We start from the raw sequence: 21,741 nt of genomic DNA, 5'->3' as shown, positions 1-21,741 counted from the left end.
CATATTAAGTGCCTCTTTCGTATATGGGATTTGTTCTTGGTCGGAACCTTTCCCAGTATACAAGAGGTGCTTTTTTCTTTCAGAGCTCACGTTTGGTCTATCATCGGCGCGCTCGTGGTGGACATATGATGCAAACGGGAAGAGAGGTATGGATCTTCATCCTTCGGACATAGGGCACCTCCAAGGTTGATAGATCAATTGTATCATTGGATCATTCGCCCGGACATAACCCGTTTGGGATAATTATAAGAGCTCGCGCAACAGGAGACCTCCGAATTAGTAATGTCATTACATACATTCTAGAAGAGGATACGCCGCACCTACTTTTCGGCAAGATGTCTATGCTGAATTGCGAGAAGCATTCTGCCCATGTAGGATCTTCGCCTTGCCGAGGTGGAACGGTTTGGAGATTTCCAAGCGAAAGAACACAGTAATTGAAAAGACACGATTTAGGGAGATGGATTAAATCAAACTATGTACTATAATAATGGGAATTAAACGAGGGATGGTGTTTCTCAATTGAAAACTTTTTATTGTGATCTGGAAATCACCTTAGATGTTATTGGCGGCAAGTGGAGACCTCTTATTCTGTATTACTTAATAAAAGGTCCTAAACGGACCGGTGAATTGAAAAGACTTATACCATCAATTTCTCAGAAAATGTTAGTCCAGTCGTTACGGGAGTTGGAGAGTAATCATCTGATTATAAGAAAAATGTACAATCAGGTACCACCAAAAGTGGAATATTCAATCTCAGAAGTGGGTAAATCACTTGAACCTACTTTGCGAGCTCTTTGTGATTGGGGTCTAAGTTATGCAGAGAAGACAATGAGCAAGGATGAATATCGGAGATTAAATATAGAATAGTGTTATTTCAAAAATCAATTATTCCTTACTTTATCACAATTATTACTTTTTGGTTACTATATAACCTAAAAGTACGTACTATTTCTATAGTGATACATGGTACATAATGAGATGGTGAGCAGGAAGGAAATCAAAGAATAATTAAGGAGTGTATTATGATGTCAACAAACACCAATCAAGTAATTCTCAATATCCGTTTCAAAATTAAGCCTGGTAAGAAAGAAATTTTCCGTGACAGTCTGTTTGCGATGATTAGCAACTTCAAAAGTGAACCTGCCTTTGTAAATGCGATCGTCTCCGATGATCTTGATCATTCTGATGATCTTGTCATCTATGAGATTTGGCAGGGAACAAGAGAAAGTTGGCTTCAGCACGAACTTACTAAACCTTATCGTGCTGAGTATGAAAGTGCGCTTACCAACCTTATTGATGATAGGATCGTAAGCTGGCTTGAACCAGTCGGTGAATGGGGAAGTACACTGACGAATGTGAGACGATAAAGCCGCCGCGCATTAATCGCGGCTTTTTTGTTCAGGATAAAAGGCTAGAACAACAAATATATACATATGTACAAAATACGGATTTTGTGCAAAAGTAGTAGCGGTTTAAATAAGAAAACCGGGCTTTCCCGGTTTTCTTCGTTTTTTCCAACCATGCGCTTTAGTTCGCTTAAATTACTGTTTCTTCTTTCTGTTCCAGCTGATCATTACTCAAACTTTTCCGGATACATATGTTTCGCTAACGTCTCAACGGTTTCGGGACCTCGGATTCCTTCGGCGCAGGCAGACAGCGGCAGAACAATGAAGCGCTGTTCCTTAATAGCTGTTACATCTTGTAAAGCAGCATAATTCTGTAAAAACTCTTTTTTCTGCTCCACGGTGGTATCACCATAATCTACGATCACAATAATCTCAGGATTACGGTTTACAACTTCCTCCCAAGTAACAGTCGCCCAGCCCTTATTAATCTCGTTAAATATATTGGAGCCGCCTGCCAACGTGATCATTTCATTCATAAAATTCTGAGCCGCCGTGAATGGCTCTTTCTCACCGCTGTCATATACAAATACGCGCGCAGGCGTTTCAATATCAGCAACCTTGGCATGGACGGCTTCAATTTTGGCTTCCATATCCGCAACCAGCTTCTCTGCCCGCTCTTCTACTCTAAAGATTGAACCAATATTCTTAATATCCCGAAACACATCCTCCATTGTCGGGCCGTTCATATTGGAGGATTCCTGGATATAGGATTTGATTCCCATCGACTCAAGATGTTCGGTTGACCCCAGCGCTTTGTCGGAAAACGCGCTCTTCCAGCCCGCATAAGCAAAATCAGGCTCAGCTCCAAGGAACACCTCTTGACTGGGATATTGATCGGATAACACAGGCACTTTGTCGTAAGCAGCTTGATACTTAGGGTGAATCTGATCATCCAGGTAGGCTGTCCCGATCATAGAATCCTCCAAACCTAGAGCCAGCATGATTTCGGTAGCGTGCTGATTCAGACTGACTGCTCTCTTAGGCGCTTCTTCAAAGGTTATGGTACGGCCTGAGTTCTCAATGATGACGGATTCGCTGCCCCCGGCATTGCCCGATTGGTTAGCAGCTGTACCCACTGTCAAGGAAGCAGGCACTTCCTGCTGCCCGCATGCTGCAGCCATACCAGCCAACATAATAATTAATGCCATTAACATCACTCTTCTATATTCTTTCATCTTTTAAAGCCCCCATAATCATAATAGTTTCTAGCTCGGCGAGAGATAAGTGATCGTCAAGTTCTGCGTTATAGGATGTATGCGGATATCCGTCTCTACTCTGAAAATTTCTCTTAGCAGCGCTGTCGTCAACAGCTCCACCGGTTGGCCCGACCGCACAATTCTGCCTTCGTCGATGACATAGATGCGGTCACAGTAAGCTGCTGCAATATTCAAATCATGCAGAGCGGCAATGATAGTCAACCCTAACCGTTTGACCAGATCCATGATCTGCAGCTGGTGATGGATATCCAGATGATTCGTGGGCTCGTCCAGAACGAGAACGCTGGCATTCTGGGCAAGCGCTCTTGCAATCATTACCCTCTGCTTCTCGCCACCGGATAACGAAGCGTAATTCGCTTGACGATAGGCCTGCATTTGAACCTGTTCTAGACTCTGCAGCACGATTGCGTGATCCGCTTTCGTATCAGCTTCCAGCAGCCTCTTGTGCGGGGATCTTCCCATGGCTACGATTTCCTCTACGGTAAAATCAAATAACAGCGGCGACTCCTGGCTAACGACCGCCAAGCTTTGCGCCACCTGGCGTGACGGAAGGGCAAATATATCCTGATTACTCAAATAAACAGTCCCGGTGTCCGGTTTGAGGAGCCGGTAAATATGCTTTAACAGCGTGGATTTCCCGCTCCCGTTCGGACCAATCAAGCCGATAAATTCGCCTTGCCGGGCTGTTAGCTGGATGTCCTTCAAAATCTCCCGCCCGTCTATGACCGAGCTCAGGTTCTCTACTGAAACAGTCACGCTATCTGCCTCCTCCAAAGGAATAACTGCTTCTTCTGAGCAGCCAGAGAAAGAAAGGCCCTCCGCAAAGCGCCGTAACGATTCCAATTGGCATCTCCTCAGGCGAAATAATTTCTCTGGCACATATATCCGCCCATATCATAATAATAGCCCCTGTTAATGCACTAACCGGCAGCACTCGTTTGTGATCGGAGCCCATAAGCAGACGCACGATATGAGGCACCATTAACCCGATAAATCCGATCGCTCCGCAAAACGATACTAATACGCCTGTTATTAGAGCCGTTACAAGAATAAGGAATTTGCGGTATGCCTCGATCGGAATTCCCATTGTAACCGCAGCTTCTTCGCCCATGAGCAGAATGTTCAAGGCGCGATATTGAGACCATAATAACAGCAGACCAACCATAACCGCAGCAGCTGGAATCGGCAGGTACTCCCACCGGGTGCCGGATAGACTTCCCATCATCCAGAACAATGCATTCCGAACACCTTCCTCCTGTGGAGAAGAAATCACAATGAAGCTGGTGATCGCTGACAGGATCATGGATACAGCAATTCCGGCCAGCAGCAGTCGAATGGTAGAGATTTTCCCGGAAACCTGCGAGAGGAAGAACACCAAGATTATCGAAAGGATAGAACCGGTAAATGCCGAGATCATGATTGCGTAATGTCCCAAGAAGCTGAAGACCCCAAACACAATAACCAATGTAGCGCCAACCGAAGCGCCGGAGGAAACACCCAGTATGTAGGGATCGGCCAATGAATTGCGCACCAGGGCTTGTATAGCCGTTCCGGTTATCGCCAAACCGGCACCGACGATCGTTCCCATAATGACTCTGGGCAATCGCAGGTTCCAGACAATATTCCCTTCAGCGGAAGACCAGTCGACCTGCATATTGCTGCCGAATGTATGATAGAATACGATTTTCCACACAGCAGCAGGATGAATAGATACCGGACCAGTCATTACGGCGAAAGTCATTGAGGCGCCAAGCAGCAGAATGAGGGCCACTATGATAGGCAGCATAGGAATATTCTTAACTGCCGCTTTCATATGGCTGGCTTGCTTTATTTCAATAAGAATCATCTCCCTCGAATACGTGCCAAACGAACGAAAAAAGAGCATTTAAACTCCGGCAGAAGTCTAAATGCTCACAAAAATAGTACTGTTAATATACTGCGATCAACAGCTCTTTCGTAAACACCCCCTATATCCCGTAGGTTCAAACGTGCGCATTAAACAGGCAGGTCTCCTGACTCGTCTTCATTGCCGCGCTGCGCCTTCCCATTACTCCAAGAGTAACAGTGACATCCTGCAGGCTGCTCTGACTTACAGTGGCGGGAACCGTGCCGGAATTACACCAGCTTCCCTTTTAAGCTAATTCATGATAATTAGCACCTGTTAAATATCCGATATGCAATTTTTAGTTGGACGATCATAGAATGTAGACTACTACAAAATCCATACTTTGTCTATCTGCCAGTAGCAGTCTTATCGTGCTGTGCTTTTAGCGTTCATTGCCGCGGTCACCTGGCGTCTGGCTGCTTCTCTTCAATTGGGCCAGTTCCACCCGTATTGCCTCTAGCTCCAGCTTTTTCTGCAATAGATCCTGATCATACTGTTCAATCTGCTCTTCAAGCTTGGCTGCAATTTGTTGTTTATGCGTAATCGATGCCTGCAGCAGTTCGAGCTTGTATTTTGCTTTAACAGCGGCATTTTCCGCTTTATTCACCTGCTGCTCATATTCCAACTGCCTGCGGATAGGGAATACAATGCATTCGTAGCGCATCCCCCCATTTATCTCATGGCGAGCAGCATTTAACAGTACGGGCAGGTTCTCACCGGTGGTCGTCTGCAAGGTTAAGAACATTTCGTCCACCCTGTTATTCAGTGTCGCCAGCGGAGTGAAATAGATATTGAAGAATATACGGCTGGGACCCGACAATATTAGATTAATCGGCTGTCCCTTCAACTTGGTCTGTTCACTGTAGCCTAATAAGATCAGTAAGGTTGTATTCACTTCAGCTATCTTCAGTTCTTCCGTCAAGGATACAAAGCCACAAGGAACAGTATTCAACCTTTCATCCATAAAACATCCACCTGTCATTCTGTCGAATCAATCGTTGGTATGGAGTCTAAATAACTCTGGATTATGCTTATCGTTTCCTCTGGATGGCTGAGGTGCGGACAGTGTCCGGTGGCTTGCATAAGCTGATAAATGCTGCCCGGAAGCTGGTCATGTACATATTCCCCCACTTCCACAGGCGCTATTATGTCTCCCTGACACTGCATAATGAGTGCTGGTACTCTCACCTTCTGCAGCTCCTGCCGGGTATCCGCAAAAAAAGTCGCCACAGCAAACCGGCGGGCAATCTCCGGGTCAATGGAACAAAAGCTTTCCTCCAGCTCTCTACTAAGTGAAGGACGATCCGGATTCTGCATAACCGCCCCTGACAAGTAGTTAGCCCAGCCGGCAAAATTCTTATCCAAAAGCTCAATAAGACCCTCAAGATCTTCCTTCGTAAAACCACCGTAGTAATCCGGCGGATCATTCACATAACAAGGTGACGGTCCAATCATAATCAAATGAGCAAAACGCTGCGGATCCCGGTTTGCCGCGAGCATCGCAATCGTAGCGCCTACAGAATGTCCCACCAGTATAGCGTCCCTTGCGTCTATCGCTTCGCAGATTTGGAGCAAGTCCTCAGCATAGCCCAGCAAATCCCCATAACGTATAGGATCATACGCCTGGTGATCAGAAAGACCAGTTCCAACATAATCGAACAGCACGACCTTATATTGATCTTCAAATGCTGGCGCGATCAGCCGCCACATATTCTGATTGCAGCCGAACCCGGGTGCGAATATGATCGGTCTTTCCCCATGCCCAGATACATTCACATGGTTTCGTTTATATACATCAACCATATCCATCATAGACTAATCTCCTTAAGAATAAGCTGCTTTCATCTCTGTCATTCACTTGATAAGTAACTTGAAGCCAGTATAACACAACTTGCCATCAACCCATGAACCTCCCTGAAGATATACCCTTTAACAGCTGGTTCATAACTCATAATTCTGCGATAATAGAAATAAGAAAAATCAGATTATTGTTTACATAATCATTATTATGTATTCTTTTTCTTCGACTATCAAGCTCATCCATAAAGAGGTGCTCCAATATGAATGTCATCAAAATGAAAGACCGTCAGGAACTTGATAAGCGAGTCCCCCATATGCCTTGGTATGTAGAAAAGTTTATCGACTATAAGCTGCCTGACTTATCGCCTTCCTCCTTGCTTGAATATGTCCGTGATTATGAAACCTTCTTCAACTGGCTGATGGCTGAGGGCTTAACCGACGCCGCCAGGATGAAGGAAATACCGATCACCATCCTTGAAACCCTGCATATGGACAGTGTGGACCAATACAAGATGTTCTTATCTACCTATAAGGAGAAATCCAACAGCCGGACTACCATATCCCGCAAGCTGTCATCACTCAGGTCACTGTTCCATTATTTAAGCCAGATTGCAGAAGATGAGAACTTCTACCCCCTTCTCAAAAGGAATGTCATGGCCAAAGTGGCAATCAAGCGTACTCATAAGCCGAAGGATACGGCGGCCAAGCTGGAGGGCAAGCTGCTGCAGGAGGAAGAAATCACAGAATTTCTTCACTATATAGCAGATATTTATCCCGCAGACGTCTCGGGCAACAAGCAGGCTCTATACGCCTATGAAAAAAACAAAATCAGGGATTTATGCATCGTTTCACTAATTCTGCATTCAGGGCTTCGGGTTTCCGAGGTTGTCAATATGAATGTGGACGATGTGGATATGAAGAAAAAGCTGCTGTATGTCTTCCGTAAGGGCAAGAACGACGACACCTTCAAAACGCCCGTCTATTTTCGCAAGGATGCTTCCGAGGATTTAGCCGCATACCTAGCGCAGCGTGAGACGATGTACAAGCCGCCCAAGAGGGAAAAAGCCTTATTCCTTGCTATGGCGAACGGGAGGTCCGAAGGCTCACGAATGACGAAACGGGCCATTCAAGAGATGGTGATCAAATACGCCAAGCGCTTCGGCAAGCCATATCTGTCTGTCCATAAGCTGCGGCATTCATTTGCCACGGATTATTATGTCCGGAATGACATCTATAAGACACAGGAACAGCTCGGGCATGCCTCCCCTGAGACGACGCAGATCTACGCTCATCTCACGGACCGCACGATGGCAGAAGCAATCGATAAAGAATAGTGTTCTTCCGAAACAAAAGACAAAAGCGGCTGATTCAGCCGCTTTTGCCCTGTCTCATTCATGAAGGCATGATCAAATTATCAGGTCGTTTCACGGTCACGATTGCGTCCGCGAAGACCGGACAGACCTAGCAGGCCTAGCAGACCAAGCCAGCCCCAGTCCATACCGTCATTAGCAGCATTCGCTCTCAGACGTTGACCAGTCATCGTATTGTTGCCATTACCTGCGCTGTTGACACCATACCTGCGGAAGCCGTTGTTGTTGTTGGTATCCGTGGTATAGTTGTTCATGCCCCGGTTGTTGCCATTGGCTGCTGTATAAGCGTTAGTGCCTGCCGTAGTACCAGCCATACCGCGTGTGCCATACTCATCCGTGCCATTCGTAACTGTTGTGGCTCCCATACCACCGCGGTTTGTCATGGAAGAACCAGCGGCACTGGCTCCGCTCTCCGCGAACGCCGGTACAGACAATACTACCATTAGAGACGATGCAGCCAATGCTGTTTTGATTGCTCGCTTCATGCTTTTGCTGCCACCCTTCCGCACTGTAGTTTGAGCTAAGAATACTGCTTAACCCAAACTTGTTTTTCCCCTTATGACTGGCGGTCATTCAATTCAGGGGTGGCAGTTGCTGGCATGAGAGCCTGAAGCCTACATCTGCGAGTTCATTCCGTAGCTTTCCGCAGTCATCGGTTTGCCCGCAAGCCAATCCTGCATCAAGCCTTCGAGGGTTGATGCGATAATCGGATACTGATCTGCGAGCAGTTTGTTACGGTCAAACTCATCCTGCAGGTAATCATTGTCCGCAATCATAACATGGTTGTCATTTTCTTCCAGATGCATATAGCCATAACCATTCTCGTCCCATTTGAACAGCGGCATATAGAACTGCAGTATGCCATCCTGATCCGTCTCTCGGTCAGCCTCGACAATGGAGGTAACTGACTCACCCTCTTCCTCTATCGGCAGCAGCGGCAGAAATCCAAGTCCCGGGCCGAATCCTCCGTTGCCAACATTCATATATAATTGACGCATCAGCTTGGGCAGCGGATATCCCAGCCTCTCCTCCGCTTCCTTTACTTCTGCTTCTGTCAGAGCAGGAGGCAGATCAGGCGAGCTTGCCTGCTCATTTATGTACCTTCTCGTCACTTCAACCCAATCCACATCCAGATGCTTGTCATTCAAGTTTGTGTATCTGTTCATACCCATCATCTCCTCACCAGCTGTTTGTTACTCATTAACCGAACTTTCTTTCCCATAATCTTACCATCCGCAGAATGTATCTTTTATTTAATAACATTAATATTTTGTAACATTAAATGAGCGTGCGTAAAAAAAAGCCCCTTACCCTAGTATAGGGATAAGGAGCTGAATTCATTTATACAGCAGGCTCTTGATTCAGGATCGTCTGAATTATAACCGTTAGCTTATGAGGCTCATAAGGCTTTATCAGGAAATGCCTGATGCCCATCTTGGCCGCACGGTCCTGTTCTTCAAATGCGCTCGAAATGACAATCGGGATCTGGTTTAGCTTGTCCTCACTGCGCATCTGTTCAATGACTGCCCATCCGTCAAACTCTGTCTCCAGCATGAGGTCTACCACAACTACCTTAGGACTGATGGATTTCATTGCATGGACTGCTGTACTGCCTTCCGTAAACAGATGCACCCGGTAGCCATTGCCTTCCAACTCCTCCCGGAGCATAACGGCGAGGTTCCGGTCGTTCTCGATCAGCATGATATCGGCTGCACCCGTATCTGATGGAGAAGGGTAGCTTTGTTCTTCACCGCCTTGTTCCTGCGGCTCAAATAAAGGCAGACTTATTGTAAAGGCGCTGCCTTCTCCCAATACTGAGTGGACAGAGATATCTCCTTTGTGACGGTTGATGATCTCCTTGACAATCGCAAGGCCAAGTCCTGTCCCCCCGATCTCCCTGCGGTCACTGTTGTCTACCCGGTAGAACTTATTGAACAGATTTGGCAGGGCGTCTGCCGGAATACCAAGCCCTTCATCCTGGGTTGTAACCAGAAGTCTCCCCTTCTCGGTACGGAGATGGATCGTAATCTTACCGCCATGCGGGGAATATTTAATGGCGTTATTGATCAGATTCGTGAATACCTGCAGCATCTTGTCCCTGTCTGCAAATACAATCGCTTCCCGTGCTTCATCTTTCCAGATCAGATTATGGCTGCTGACATTAACCTTCTGCAGTTCCATGGCTTCCTGCACCAGCTCACCCAGCTTAGCAGGCTTCATATCGTAGCTTTGTCTGCCGGACTCCATCCGCTGCAGATCCAGAAAATCATTAATTAATGTCGTTAACCTTCTGGCTTCCTGATGGATGGTACTAATATACTTCCTCTGTCTATCCGGCTTAAGCTCCCGGTGCAGCAGCAGTTCCGCAAAACCTAATACACTTGCCAGCGGTGTACGAAGCTCATGACTGACGGTGCTGACAAATTCGGATTTCATACGGTCTACTTCATATTCCTTCGTTATGTCCCTGTGTACGAGCAGTACACCAAATAATTCTGATCCGCGGTATAGCGGTTCATAATAAATTTGAACATAACGCTTCACAGGCTCGTGGAGCTCATAATTCATACTAGTAACGCCCGCCACTTCACCCTTTACAACCTGTTTAATAAATTGAATAAGAGCCTGTGGTTCTGCAACCTTCTTCTGCAGCAGCTCATTGAAGTCTGCTAACTCCATCCTGCCACCATACTCAACACATGTCTTCAAATCGAACATTTCATACCACATCCGATTCACATGCAGAGTCAAACCATTGGTATCCACTAGCTGAACGGCTTCTTGGATCGTGTTGAGCATATCATGGTTGATTTGGCGCTGGTATTCCGATTCCTCATAGATGCCAAGCTTGGCCAGTGCAAGTGAGATCTGGGTAGCAAGACCGCTGATTTCCTCTTGTTCCTGGTCACTTAGCTCTCTGCCAATCTTGGTCAGCAGCAGACATGCAATGATCTCATCATTGTCACCGAGCACGGGTACATAAGTATCCGTAACTTTTATCCCATCTAAATGATAAGCTCTCTCCGCATCGGTTGCCTCCCGCTCATGGATATAGAGGTTTCTCTTCTGAATCGCCCGTGCCATCAGGCTCTCACCATAATGATTGGCAAAATGCTCCGCCGCTTTATCGCTCAAGCCATATGCGGAATAATCGCCACCATTGCCAGTCAGAATGATCATACCTTTATCGGAACCCGTAAGCTTAACCAGATTTGTTATGATACTGTCGAGCAGCTCCTGTTTATTCAGCGTATTGGCAAGCGACTGTACAAGAAGATTCCGCTTCTGCAGAAACCGCTCATTCTCGGACATTTTGCCAAGCGCATGTTCAAGCTCTTCCTGCTGCATCTGCAGTTCATCCTGCTGGGCAAGCAGCTCCTCATTTTGCGCCACAAGCTCTTCTTCTTTAGAATGCAGCGTAATCATCATCGTCTCCAGCGAACGGGCCAACCTTCCAATCTCATCCTCACGTTCCTGGTAGTCAAAGTGGGCATGGTCGCCCCGGGCAAATCTGCTTGCTGCTAATGACAGATTGCTCAGAGGGCCGCCAAGATCTACGGACATACGGCGTACAATGAACAAACTAATAACGAGAATCAGTCCGACATAAAGGATAAACAAGATGCCCTGTCTTGCAAAATCACGGACAAGCTGAGTATTCTTCTCCTGCTCGGCTTTTCTCAGATAGGCTTCAAAGTCATTTGCATAGCTGATTAGTTCATTGACAGGGTTAGACGCATCGGCCGATATCAAACTGCGCAAAGCTTCATAGTTACCCGATTTAGCATACTCGACAGCAACAGGCAGCGTACTAGAGAAGTAAGTATCGAAGAACGCTTCTATAGCCTGGATGATCTCCAGCTCTGAGGTGGTAAGACCCAGCTGTTTGAATTCTGCGATCGACTTCTCCAAGGCTTCCTTCTGCTCGAAGATCTGCTCGTATTCAAAGTCAGTCAAGTACACATAATACCCGCGTGCCCTTAGAATAATGTCGTTCGTATGAAGTGCGATATCAGATACAAGCTCTTGTTTGGTCTTCATCTCCCGGGTGGATGCCTCATAATCACTGAGAAGTCTGGAAGAACCCCAAACCATTAGTATCGATCCCAGCAGGATGAGCATGATCGTGAAGATCAGCATGGACATGAACCGGCGTGTTATGCTGACCCGGTAAAACCGTCTCCATTTAGCCATCCAGCATATCTCCCACCTTAGCAATGAGATCCAAAGGGCTAAATGGCTTAGACATGAAATCGTCAGCTCCGGCTTGCAGCACCTTATCCTGCTCAGTCTGTTGACTCTTGGCTGAAAGCATTAAAATCTTCGTATGCTTCCTGTTTTCCAGTTCACGCGTTCGTTCAATAACCTCAATACCCGTCATCTTGGGCATCATGTAATCGAGAATGATAAGATCAAACTCACGTTCCTGTATTCGTTCGAACGCTTCTTCCCCGTCACATGCTACCTCAATCTCATAGCCTTCATCCTCGAGAGAATCCATAACGAGCATGCGCAGAACAGGTTCATCTTCAGCTAGCAGTATCGCAGCCATGCTTCTCCTCCTATTACAATCGTTCTTGATGATAATTCCAGTATATATCTCATTCCTATACCAACTTCTTAGCCAAGCGGCGGATTCTTGCCTCCAGCTCCCGAAGGCTGAACGGCTTCATCATATAATCATCGGCACCAAGCTCCAGCGCCTTAACCCTGTCCGCTTCATTGTTGTCCCGCGTAAGCATGAGAATTGTGAATTGATCCTTATTATCCAACCGCTGCAGAAGCTTGAGAACCTGCAGTCCATCGAGCCCAGACGTATTGCGGTCAAGGACAATCATGTACGGGTCGCTGCTCTTCAGCCATTCATCATCAAGCAGCTCTTCGCCCGAACGATAACTTCGGATTTGTCCATCCACATAATCAGGGAAGGCCGACTTCGCATATTCATACAGCAGGGAACGGATCATCGAGTCAGCGTCCAGAATGGCTACCCGGATGATACGGCGAAGTTTTTCCTCATTTTGATGGACAAAATAAACCGGAAGTCTGCTCTGCTTGGCTTTCCCTATGGCGGCCTGTGCGCGTGCCACGCATGTCTCGCCACCAGGAGATGTGCGTCCTACCCGGACAGCACCAACCGTCATACTGACGCGGATAACTCCCTGGTCAGTTGGGAAGCCCACTTGAGCAAAGCGTTCTGCAGCCAGCCTCATTCTGTCTTCGGCTCCCTCCTCACTCTTAATTAGAACGAGGAATTTAGCACCGGAATACCGAATAAGCCCATCTTCATCTGACATCACACCGCGCAAAGCTTCCGCGGCAGCGTGCATCACCTGGTCTCCAATATGCGGGCCGCTGTTTTCATTAATAACCCGGAGACCGTTCACATCTGTGAGTGCGAGTACAAAATGCTCTTCATCTTTCAAACGGTGAACATACAGCTCAAACTCTTGGCGCCATGACTCCTGCTTGAGCGCTCCTGTTGTCTCGTCATACTGCTGGATCCGGTCAAACAGCTTCTTGCGATCCAGCTGGCGTTCAAGCCTGGCAATGAATTCTCCCATATCAAAGGGCTTAGCTACAAAATCATCTGCCCCCAGCCTATAGGCCTGGATTCGAGTTGCGCGATCGTCGACTTCGCATACAATCGTAGTGGGAATGAATTGATACTTCATCTTCTCGCGGAGCGACAATATGAGATCAAAGCCGTTCACTTGCTTCATGTTTAGGTCAAGCACAAGGCAATCCGGTCGATAATCATGCAAATACTTCAGCGTCTCATGAGGGTCAGTAGCTGCGAGCACCATATACCCGCGTTTTTCCAGCTCTTCTTTCATGTAAATCAGGAATGTGGCGTCCTCATCAGCAAGTAATACAATGGGCTGTTCCTTGCGTCCTGATACGGACATGGTAAACAGCGCCTCCGGAAGCATGCCGTTCTGATCATCCGGGCCATAACACTCTGCAAGAAGCGGCAGCAGAAAGGAGCGTGCCTCTTCTATAGGAATCGGCTGCCTTGGAAGTTCACCAAGCTCATTCATAAGCTGCCTGGCCTTGTCCGATAATTCTGCCATGCCGATCGTGCCGGACGTTCCGCTAACGGAATGCAAAAACCGGTACAGCTCTTCATGAGCTAGAAAGCTGCGTTCCTGCTCAAACCACTGTTCCATCTGCTTCTGTATAGAGCTAATCAATGCTTCTTGATATTTCCTCATGTTGTCACCCGCAATCGTTAGTGGCTACGTCTTCCTTAAACGTTCATCTATTCTCCGGCTCATCGTCAACAAAACGAGATTAAAGTCTCAAATACTACAAAGTTCGACATAAGTTTAGAGATTCCTGCATCTAACGAAAATCTAACATAAAAACTCATAACCAATAGTTGACATGGTTAACCCCAGCTTGGGAGAAGATCACTGAACATAAGCTCATATTAGCTTTAAAAAGAAAAAAACCACCCGGAGGGTGGATAACTGATTGCAGCTTATTTGTTCTTCCCGAGTCGGTCAGCTGTACCCTCAAGAGGCGTTTCACCTCCGTAACGTACACGCTCGTACCAATCGAATAGTTCTCTGTCATTCATGTCCGCATTCGGCTGCTGGCTGATCTGCTGCATATTTTCCTTCGGTGTCTTCGATAACTGATACCGGTAGCCGGACCTCCTGGCCTCATCGGCAAACCGCTTACGGAACAGGTAGCGGATTCTCCGTTCCTCCGTCCACTGTGACCAGCCCTCGCCGAACAAACGTGCTGCAGTCAAACGTTCGCGTACAGTTTCCCGCCAGTTCTTCTTTGGCTGAAGCGTCTCGATATCATCGATATACCCTGTATACGCTGCCTCCCCGTTCCTAATGGAAAAGCGCATCAGCCAGCGGCTGACCAAACGGTATAATCCAGGCGCAGCCCGAAACAGCTTGTATAGAACCCATCCGGCTGCAAGCACAAGCAGAATCTGTACGGCATACATAAGTATAACTTCAAGCCACTTCCAGAACATAGATGGCTCGCCTTCAGGTGGCGGGAGCATCTCTTCAGGCGGAGGGGTACTCGCAGGCGGTGTTTCAGGCGGAGGGGCGCTTTCGCCGGATGACAGCAGGGCAAGCAAGGCTTGCAGCTGGCGTCTTAGCCACTCCAGCCCCCGCTGGATTTGGCCGGCTGCAGCTAACAGAACGGATGCTGCAAGGAAGCACAGAATGAGCCCGCGGTTACGGTTTAATACCATAGCTGGCAGTGATCTGTCTGATTGTTCGTTGAAATTGGCACTCAGCAGCATGATCCTGTTTAAGCGAAATGCGATTATCAGGAGCGCGGCTAAGCCTGCAAACAGCCAAACCAGGCTGTATGCGGATAATCGATCGACGCTTCCGGAGGCTGCAGAACCGGCAAAATACAACAGGACCGAAGGAGCCAATACTTGACTGATTTGTGCCCGGTCTCCCGGGTCCAGCGGCTCGGCACCACGGTAACCGAAGAAGGCACCTGCGAGTGCAGCCGGAACCGTATACCAGCTGAAGCCTGACAAGAGGGTGGCTGGAAGGGCGCCAAACAGCATGGCGATAAGCAGGCGATAGGCCAATACAATCCTGTTACGTGTTAGCAGCTTATTCAGGGAACCAGCCAGATAGATCAGCGGCATAGTCAGTATCCACAGCCATCCTAGCGGCCCTGCAAACCAATATTCAGCAGCCACAATAAGTGGCGGCAGAAACATCAACGTCTCAATAGCTCCACGCCACAGCACAGTACCCAGGAACCGGCTCATGCATTCACCTCCTCCCCGCCCGACGCGCCAGGAACTAATACCCAGTTTACAGAGTGGCCGAGCATACTTAGACGCTCAGCCGCTTCATTCATCTTGTCGCTCCGGTAAGCAGTAATCAGCAGGATATCGGTTCGCTCCTCCAGCTGTTCAGCCATACTATCTATCAGTTCGTGAAAGGAAAGCACCCTGTAAGGAATCAGCTTGGCCAGCGCTTCATACAGTAAGCTCAAATTCTGTATGCCGCTACCGCTAGGCAGCCATATCATTTCCCGTTCTGCTTCTGCTTGTCCGCCATTGGAGGCGAGACCGGCTTCAAGCCCGTATTTCGCGGCATATTCCGCATAACCCGCTGCCATACGGATGGCCTGCTCGATTGTCTCTACATCTGTCGCTTCCTTCCACATGCCTTCGCGATCCTCCACATTGAGCGCAATCATCAGGCGAATGTCCGAGGTGTATTCCCGCTTGTGCACCTGCAGCTTCCCGGATCGGGCGGTTGCAGACCAGTTAATGCTCTTTGGCGAGTCGCCGGCTCTATATTCTCTTGTCCCTGCTACAGCGAACGGGTCATCGACCACCCATCGCTTAACAGCGATATCACCCTGCCAGCTTGAGCTGCTAACCGGCAGTTCGTCCAGCGGCATCGGATCAGGGTAGACGATCAGCCGGATGTCAAAGGCTCGCTGCTCTGTGACCGGATAGAGGCCAAACAGGTCACCAGCCGATATCGAAACGGACTCAAGGCGGTAAAGTCCCCGCTTCAGGCAGGTGACTGAATGCCGCCTGGTAATCCGCATATTGGGCGATAAGCTGAATAAGCTCTTATGGTTCTGATAAATGTCACCCCTGCTGACATCGAGATTTGCAAGGGAACGAAAGTGAAGACCGCTCTTGAATTGTGACTCCACACGCAGCCAGGGAACCGGCAGCCACTTCTCATTGGAGAGCCGCTCGATCAGCTCAATCTCATCTCCGACAAAGCAGGCTGAAGCTGACAAGCTTCGTTCATACTGGATGGCCCGCAGGCTAAACCGGCGAAATATCAGGGACTGAAGCAGGAACAAGGCTGCCGCAGCCAGCAGCAAATAGTGAAAGCCCATACCTGCGCTCCCTATCTGACCGGCATGTCCGCTTCTGCGGGAACCGGTATTTGCATCAGCAGCCTCTCCACCAGCAGCTCTGCGGACTGCGGCTTCAAGCGGCTGCCGCCTCGCAGCAGCATGCGATGTGCCAGCGCAGGGATAGCCAATGCTTTAATATCATCTGGTGTTACATAGTCTCTCCCCTGCAGAGCCGCATAGGCTTGAGATGCCTTGAGCAGCGCCTGGGTTCCCCTGGGGCTAATCCCTGTATGTATGTCCTCATGCGAACGGCTGGCCTCGGCTAATGCAACAATATAGCCAAGCAAATCGGGATGTGCCTTCACCCCGGAACATACCTCCTGAGCCGCTGCAAGTTCCTCCCTTGTAACAACAGGCTTTACTTCATCCATCGGGCTGGCTTCCATAAAGCGTTTAAGAATCGCTACGCCTTCTTCGGCAGAAGGGTAACCCATGCGCAGCTTGAACAGAAACCGGTCAAGCTGTGCCTCAGGAAGCGGGAAGGTGCCCTGATTTTCAACCGGATTCTGAGTCGCAATCACGAGGAATGGACGCTCGAGCACCTCTGTCCGGCCGTCGATGCTGACCTGCCGCTCTTCCATGCACTCAAGCAGGCTGGACTGCGTCCGCGGAGTTGCCCGGTTGATTTCGTCTGCCAGCAGAACGTTCGTAAACAGCGGTCCCGGCCGGAATTCGAACTGCCCGCTCTGCTGGTTGTAATAATGAATGCCCGTCAGATCGGATGGCAGCAGGTCCGGCGTAAACTGTATGCGCTTAAATTTACAGTCAAGCGAGTATGCCAGCACCTTGGCCAGCATCGTTTTACCGGTGCCGGGCACATCCTCCAGCAGAACATGCCCGCTTGTCAGCATCGCGATCAGCAGCTTATCGATTATCGCTTCCTTGCCTACAATAACATGACCGACACTGGTTCTAACTTTGTCTGCAACTAGCTGTACGGCTTCTGCTTTCATCTCATTCATCCCTTCGATGCTCTCTATAGATTACTGTAGCTCGAAAGTAGTGATGAAGCAAATGGATTACATAATATATATTATGTTAACTAGTTGGCTGAAGCCGGCTCCCTGTCGCGAACAAATTTCCATGTTAAACCCTCTCGCCCCCTTCATATAATCTTAAAATAACTCCGGACATTGTTTCGATATAATGAACTCATCTTTGACACAGGCACGGAGGTAAGCGTCATGAAGTTCCCGATCCCCAAACGATTCAATACTATATTTTTCCGGTTGCTCTTCTCCTATGCGGTACTAATTGCCCTGACCACCTTATTTATGGGTACGGCCTCCTATATGTATTTCACCGATAATTTCAACCGTGAGGTTGAACGCGTACATAACCGTATGCTAAGCAATGTTCAGCATACGGTAGAGCAGCAGGTGTTTCACAAGGTGCAAAGCGCCTATATCGAGCTGTCATCGAATTATCGTAACAAGAATGATGTGCTCTTATTCTTTCAGCAGCCGGTAGCAGATAACAATGCCAAGATCTCCGAAGCCTATCAGCATCTTAAGTACATCGTTAATTCCAGCGGCGGGCTGCTGGATTCTGTAGCCGTTTATTACCGTAAGAACCGGATGATGATCTCTTCACTGGAGGGCTACAAGTCCTATTCCAGCTCCGAGGATTGGAAGCAGCTGCAGTGGCTCGACCGCCAACCCTTCGGCGGCAGCAACTTTCTATGGTCGGACCATGTGCCTGCCGGTATAGCCGGACCGACTTCCAGCACAGTATTCACTTTTGCAGCCGCCTATCCCTACGTACATGATGACAGCAATTCGGGCTACATTCTCTTTAACGTAAACAAGAATGCGGTTGCACGGGTGCTGCAGTCCCCGGACCGGAGAGTTGATGAAGGCCAGCTCGCCATTATAGGTCCCGGCGGCCTGCTGATCTCCAACGACCCTGCTCAGGAGAGATTGCTTGCCCAAGCTGTACAACCTGAGGTTATGTCAAGAGCCGGCACAGGCAGTGATATGATAACAATAGGCGAAGATGCACATATGCTGTCCTACCGGCATCTTCCCTCAGCGAATGGCTGGACAGTAGCGAGCTTAACGCCCGTAGAGCAATTCTATGCCCAGTCAAGAACCATTCAGCAGGTAATCTTGGTGATTGGCCTCGTCGCTATCTTGCTGGGCGCGGTTGTCTCCAATATCTTTACCAGCCGAATCTACCACCCGCTTCGCACACTGATGGAACGCACCAGGCATCTATTCCAGGACTCCCCCGCTGTCCGTAAGGATGCAGATGAATATGTGCAGATCAATAGCCTGATCGACAATTTGTCCGTTAAGGTTACCCAGCTGGAGAAGACACTTGATGCCAACATGCCGCTTGTTAAACACAGCCTGGTAACAGGGCTCCTTCAGAATACCCTGAAGAACCGGGAAGAGCTCGATGACCGGCTGCAGATGCTGGGGCTTTCCTCACTAGCTCACACGGCCTGCTTCAAAATCAGGCTCGATAACCAAACGATGGCGTCCATGACGATAGAAAATGCCCAGTTTATTATGTACCATCTGATCGATATGCTGGAGAGCGGCAATGAGAAAAAGCTGTTTGTGCTGGCTGTGGAGACCTTTGGCCAGACGATCAGCGGCATTGCCTGCGGAAGTCTTGCGGACGACGATTCGATAACCAAGCGGTTCCTGCAGCTGCAGTCCTATGCCTACGCTAACTTCCGGTTAAGGCTGACCGGGGCGCTGGGAGATTGGCAGGAAAATCCCCTCGGCGCTCAGCAATCCTACAAGCAGGCAGAGGCTTATATGCAGTATCGTTTCCTCATGCCGGACGAAGATTGGTTTCATGGCAGCCGATGGAAGCTGCGGGAAACCAATGAATCGCTCCTAGAAGGCAAATGGAGCTCTGCCTGGCTAAGAGCATTAAAAGCCGGCGATGAAGCAGATGCAGCTGCTATCCTCCTTACGATTGTGGACAAGCTGGTCAACGGTCCATACTCTGCCAGCTATGCTTGCCAGTCAGCCGCGGATTTACAGCATACGTTCCGTCAGTGCCTGCTGGACTTGAATATCGCCCCGTCGGATCTGTCGGTGCAGGATATTGTCAGCATAGAGGATTTTGCATCCATCCGTGAGTATGCAGACTGGCAGCAGGCGGCCCTGTCCTCCCTGTCAGCCATCCGCAAGGAGCGTTCCGGAAGCAGAAGCCAGGACATTGTCGACCGTATCAAACGCTATGTCAGTGACAACCTCGATGGCGACCTATCGCTTAACGCCGTCGCTGATCATGTTTCGCTCAGCCCAGCCTATGTCAGCAAAATATTCAAATCCGCAACCGGCGACAACTTTGTGGAATACGTCACGCAGGAGCGGCTGCTACACGCAAAAAATCTTATCCAGACAACGGAGTCAACCATCGAGCAAATTGCTAATCGTGTCGGGTATTACAATCCTGCTTATTTCACCAAGAAATTCAAACAGGCATTCGGAATGACTCCGAGTGACTTCCGGCTAACCCTGCATGCCAGAGAGATGGCCTGATTGCCAATAAGCCTGTTAAAGCAAGGGGCTGTTCCTGCGAGGTAGTCTTCAGCTGCCTCAGGAGCAGCCCCTGCTCAGCTTGCCGGATAAAGCGTTTCCCCTTTCGTTCTCTCCCATACAGCGGCTTGCCAAGTCAACGGCTTCGGAATCGGGTATTAATACAGATGAGAAGGCACTCGGGCAGAAGCCCTTACTGGGATTTTTTCTGAGGGAGAAAATATGGCATAATCTAGAGTAGCCCTTTACGCAGCACCGGAAGGAAGTGATAGTTTGCAGGACCAACAAACGAACGAGTCCTTTATTGTTCAATATAAAAATCATTTAAAAGCAGGGGATCTAACAGGCTGTCTTGCCGTTCTACAGGAGCTTCAGCCCTTTGATATCGCCGTGCTGTTCGTCTCACTTGAACCTAAGCAGCAGCCTCAGCTGCTCCGCATGCTGGATACCCGGCTGCTTGCCGATATGATGCAGGAACTTACTCCAACTGCCCAGTATGATGCTTTCCGTCTCCTTGGCCGGAACCGGACGACAGAGGTCATGGACAGAATGGACAACGACGATCTCGCTCTGTTCCTGGATTCTCTGACTGAAGAAGACCGGAACCGGTTCCTCGCCGATATGGATGCGGAGGAATCCGAGAACGTGCAGCGGCTGATGAATTATCCGCCGGAGACCGCCGGCCGCATTATGACGAACCGTTATGTATGGATTCCTCTCTATTACTCGGTTAAAGAAGCCGTCGGGAAAATACGGGAATTCGCTGAAATTTCTGAAACGCTCAGTTACCTGTATGTGATTGATGAGGCGAAGAAGCTTATCGGGGTCGTCTCTTACCGCGACCTGATTCTGGCCGATGCCACCGACCAGATAGCGGACATTATGTACACAAGGGTTATTTCCGTTACTGTGGATACGGATCAGGAGGAAGTCGCGACTATTATGAGAAGATATGACTTCCTGGCGCTCCCTGTTGTAGATGAATCACAGGTATTATCGGGCATTGTAACGGTTGATGACATCATGGATGTTATCGTTCATGAAGCCAACGAAGACATTCATAAGCTATCGGGCGGCGCCAAAGGCATTGACTTCGACACCAAACCCGGAACAGCAGCCATCCGTCGTTTGCCCTGGCTTGTTCTGCTGCTCTTCATCGGACTAGTCTCCGGCACAATTATCAGCCGCTTCGAAGACACGCTGAACCAGATCGTAGCACTGGCATTCTTCATGCCTATGATCGCCGGAATGACGGGCAATACAGGGACGCAATCACTCGCTGTTGTTGTGAGAGGCCTGATCAGCCGGGAGATGGACAGGCAGGAAATATTCAGGCTTGTCAAACGCGAATTTACAGTCGGGCTGCTGATCGGGCTCACCTGCGGTGTCCTCGTTACGATTATCGCTTATGTCTGGCAGGGCAGCCTGACCCTCGGGCTAGTCGTCGGCGTTTCCCTGCTGCTGACCCTGATTCTGGGGACACTGGCCGGCACGGTCATCCCGCTCTTGCTGAATAAGCTGAAGATTGACCCGGCTATTGCATCCGGACCGCTCATCACCACGCTGAACGATGTGCTGTCCCTCCTTATCTATTTTGGCATTGCAACCGCCTTTCTCTCCTACCTGCTTTAACGCTCCGTATAAATATAGCAGCAGCCCGGAAAGGACAATCTTTCCGGG

At 48.9% G+C, this 21,741-nt stretch carries 18 protein-coding genes and 1 riboswitch; of the genes, 5 read left to right on the top strand and 13 right to left on the bottom strand.

Going from position 1 to position 21,741, the window contains the following annotated elements; translation table 11 throughout:
• Positions 1 to 519: 519 nt before the first annotated feature.
• Together DNH61_RS04050 and DNH61_RS04045 are read left to right on the top strand one after the other, a co-directional pair.
• On the top strand, positions 520 to 867 hold the full coding sequence (locus DNH61_RS04050; protein ID WP_111145401.1) for a winged helix-turn-helix transcriptional regulator: 348 nt from the start codon (positions 520 to 522) through the stop codon (positions 865 to 867).
• Between the two features lie 155 nt (positions 868 to 1,022).
• Entirely contained in the window at positions 1,023 to 1,367 is a 345-nt protein-coding gene (locus DNH61_RS04045) for an antibiotic biosynthesis monooxygenase (RefSeq protein WP_245947917.1), read from the top strand.
• Between the two features lie 206 nt (positions 1,368 to 1,573).
• On the opposite strand, the gene DNH61_RS04040 is transcribed toward DNH61_RS04045, so the two are convergent.
• The 5 genes from DNH61_RS04040 to DNH61_RS04020 form a co-directional block, all read right to left on the bottom strand.
• Positions 1,574 to 2,581, bottom strand: coding sequence for an ABC transporter substrate-binding protein (locus DNH61_RS04040; protein ID WP_111145399.1), 1,008 nt, complete (start codon positions 2,579 to 2,581; stop codon positions 1,574 to 1,576).
• Between the two features lie 30 nt (positions 2,582 to 2,611).
• On the bottom strand, positions 2,612 to 3,379 hold the full coding sequence (locus DNH61_RS04035) for an ABC transporter ATP-binding protein (protein ID WP_111145398.1): 768 nt from the start codon (positions 3,377 to 3,379) through the stop codon (positions 2,612 to 2,614).
• 1 nt (position 3,380) lies between these two features.
• Positions 3,381 to 4,436 carry a FecCD family ABC transporter permease gene (locus tag DNH61_RS04030; RefSeq protein WP_245947915.1) on the bottom strand — a complete coding sequence of 352 codons (1,056 nt, stop codon included), beginning with the start codon at positions 4,434 to 4,436 and terminating at the stop codon, positions 3,381 to 3,383.
• Positions 4,437 to 4,608: 172 nt separating this feature from the next.
• Positions 4,609 to 4,800: riboswitch (cobalamin riboswitch) on the bottom strand.
• 90 nt (positions 4,801 to 4,890) lie between these two features.
• Positions 4,891 to 5,472 (bottom strand): nitrogen regulation protein NR(II), encoded by a 582-nt coding sequence (locus DNH61_RS04025; RefSeq protein WP_111145397.1) that lies wholly within the window; start codon positions 5,470 to 5,472, stop codon positions 4,891 to 4,893.
• 14 nt (positions 5,473 to 5,486) lie between these two features.
• A complete protein-coding gene (locus tag DNH61_RS04020; RefSeq protein WP_425452206.1) occupies positions 5,487 to 6,320 on the bottom strand; it encodes an alpha/beta fold hydrolase in 834 nt (277 codons plus the stop codon).
• Between the two features lie 248 nt (positions 6,321 to 6,568).
• Here DNH61_RS04020 and xerS point away from each other — a divergent pair, with 248 nt between their 5' ends.
• The gene (gene xerS / locus DNH61_RS04015; RefSeq protein WP_111145396.1) at positions 6,569 to 7,642 is read left to right on the top strand and encodes a tyrosine recombinase XerS; all 1,074 of its coding nucleotides are present in this window, start codon (positions 6,569 to 6,571) and stop codon (positions 7,640 to 7,642) included.
• Between the two features lie 80 nt (positions 7,643 to 7,722).
• Here the strand turns inward: xerS and DNH61_RS26690 are convergent, their stop codons facing one another.
• The 8 genes from DNH61_RS26690 to DNH61_RS03975 form a co-directional block, all read right to left on the bottom strand.
• Positions 7,723 to 8,163, bottom strand: coding sequence for a WGxxGxxG-CTERM domain-containing protein (locus tag DNH61_RS26690; RefSeq protein WP_111145395.1), 441 nt, complete (start codon positions 8,161 to 8,163; stop codon positions 7,723 to 7,725).
• 129 nt (positions 8,164 to 8,292) lie between these two features.
• The gene (locus DNH61_RS04005; protein WP_111145394.1) at positions 8,293 to 8,844 is read right to left on the bottom strand and encodes an SMI1/KNR4 family protein; all 552 of its coding nucleotides are present in this window, start codon (positions 8,842 to 8,844) and stop codon (positions 8,293 to 8,295) included.
• A gap of 175 nt (positions 8,845 to 9,019) precedes the next feature.
• Positions 9,020 to 11,872, bottom strand: coding sequence for an ATP-binding protein (locus DNH61_RS04000; protein ID WP_111145393.1), 2,853 nt, complete (start codon positions 11,870 to 11,872; stop codon positions 9,020 to 9,022).
• Positions 11,865 to 12,230 carry a response regulator gene (locus DNH61_RS03995; RefSeq protein ID WP_111145392.1) on the bottom strand — a complete coding sequence of 122 codons (366 nt, stop codon included), beginning with the start codon at positions 12,228 to 12,230 and terminating at the stop codon, positions 11,865 to 11,867. The genes DNH61_RS04000 and DNH61_RS03995 overlap by 8 nt, the downstream gene beginning before the upstream one ends.
• 55 nt (positions 12,231 to 12,285) lie before the next feature.
• The gene (locus DNH61_RS03990) at positions 12,286 to 13,893 is read right to left on the bottom strand and encodes a GGDEF domain-containing response regulator (protein ID WP_111145391.1); all 1,608 of its coding nucleotides are present in this window, start codon (positions 13,891 to 13,893) and stop codon (positions 12,286 to 12,288) included.
• 269 nt (positions 13,894 to 14,162) lie between these two features.
• Positions 14,163 to 15,440: a DUF4129 domain-containing protein gene (locus DNH61_RS03985; protein WP_111145390.1), complete on the bottom strand. Its 1,278-nt coding sequence runs from the start codon at positions 15,438 to 15,440 to the stop codon at positions 14,163 to 14,165.
• A complete protein-coding gene (locus tag DNH61_RS03980) occupies positions 15,437 to 16,540 on the bottom strand; it encodes a DUF58 domain-containing protein (RefSeq protein ID WP_111145389.1) in 1,104 nt (367 codons plus the stop codon). The genes DNH61_RS03985 and DNH61_RS03980 overlap by 4 nt, the downstream gene beginning before the upstream one ends.
• A gap of 11 nt (positions 16,541 to 16,551) precedes the next feature.
• Positions 16,552 to 17,514 carry an AAA family ATPase gene (locus DNH61_RS03975; RefSeq protein ID WP_425452215.1) on the bottom strand — a complete coding sequence of 321 codons (963 nt, stop codon included), beginning with the start codon at positions 17,512 to 17,514 and terminating at the stop codon, positions 16,552 to 16,554.
• Between the two features lie 231 nt (positions 17,515 to 17,745).
• Here DNH61_RS03975 and DNH61_RS03970 point away from each other — a divergent pair, with 231 nt between their 5' ends.
• Entirely contained in the window at positions 17,746 to 20,064 is a 2,319-nt protein-coding gene (locus tag DNH61_RS03970; RefSeq protein WP_111145387.1) for a helix-turn-helix transcriptional regulator, read from the top strand.
• A gap of 270 nt (positions 20,065 to 20,334) precedes the next feature.
• Entirely contained in the window at positions 20,335 to 21,693 is a 1,359-nt protein-coding gene (gene mgtE, locus DNH61_RS03965) for a magnesium transporter (protein ID WP_111145386.1), read from the top strand.
• Positions 21,694 to 21,741: the final 48 nt, after the last annotated feature.

The sequence above is a fragment of the Paenibacillus sambharensis genome (assembly GCF_003233845.1).
In the GTDB taxonomy this organism is placed as follows: Bacteria; Bacillota; Bacilli; order Paenibacillales; family Paenibacillaceae; genus Paenibacillus_I; species Paenibacillus_I sambharensis.
Note: the sequence above shows the minus strand (reverse complement) of the source record. Positions and strands in the feature narration are given on the sequence as shown.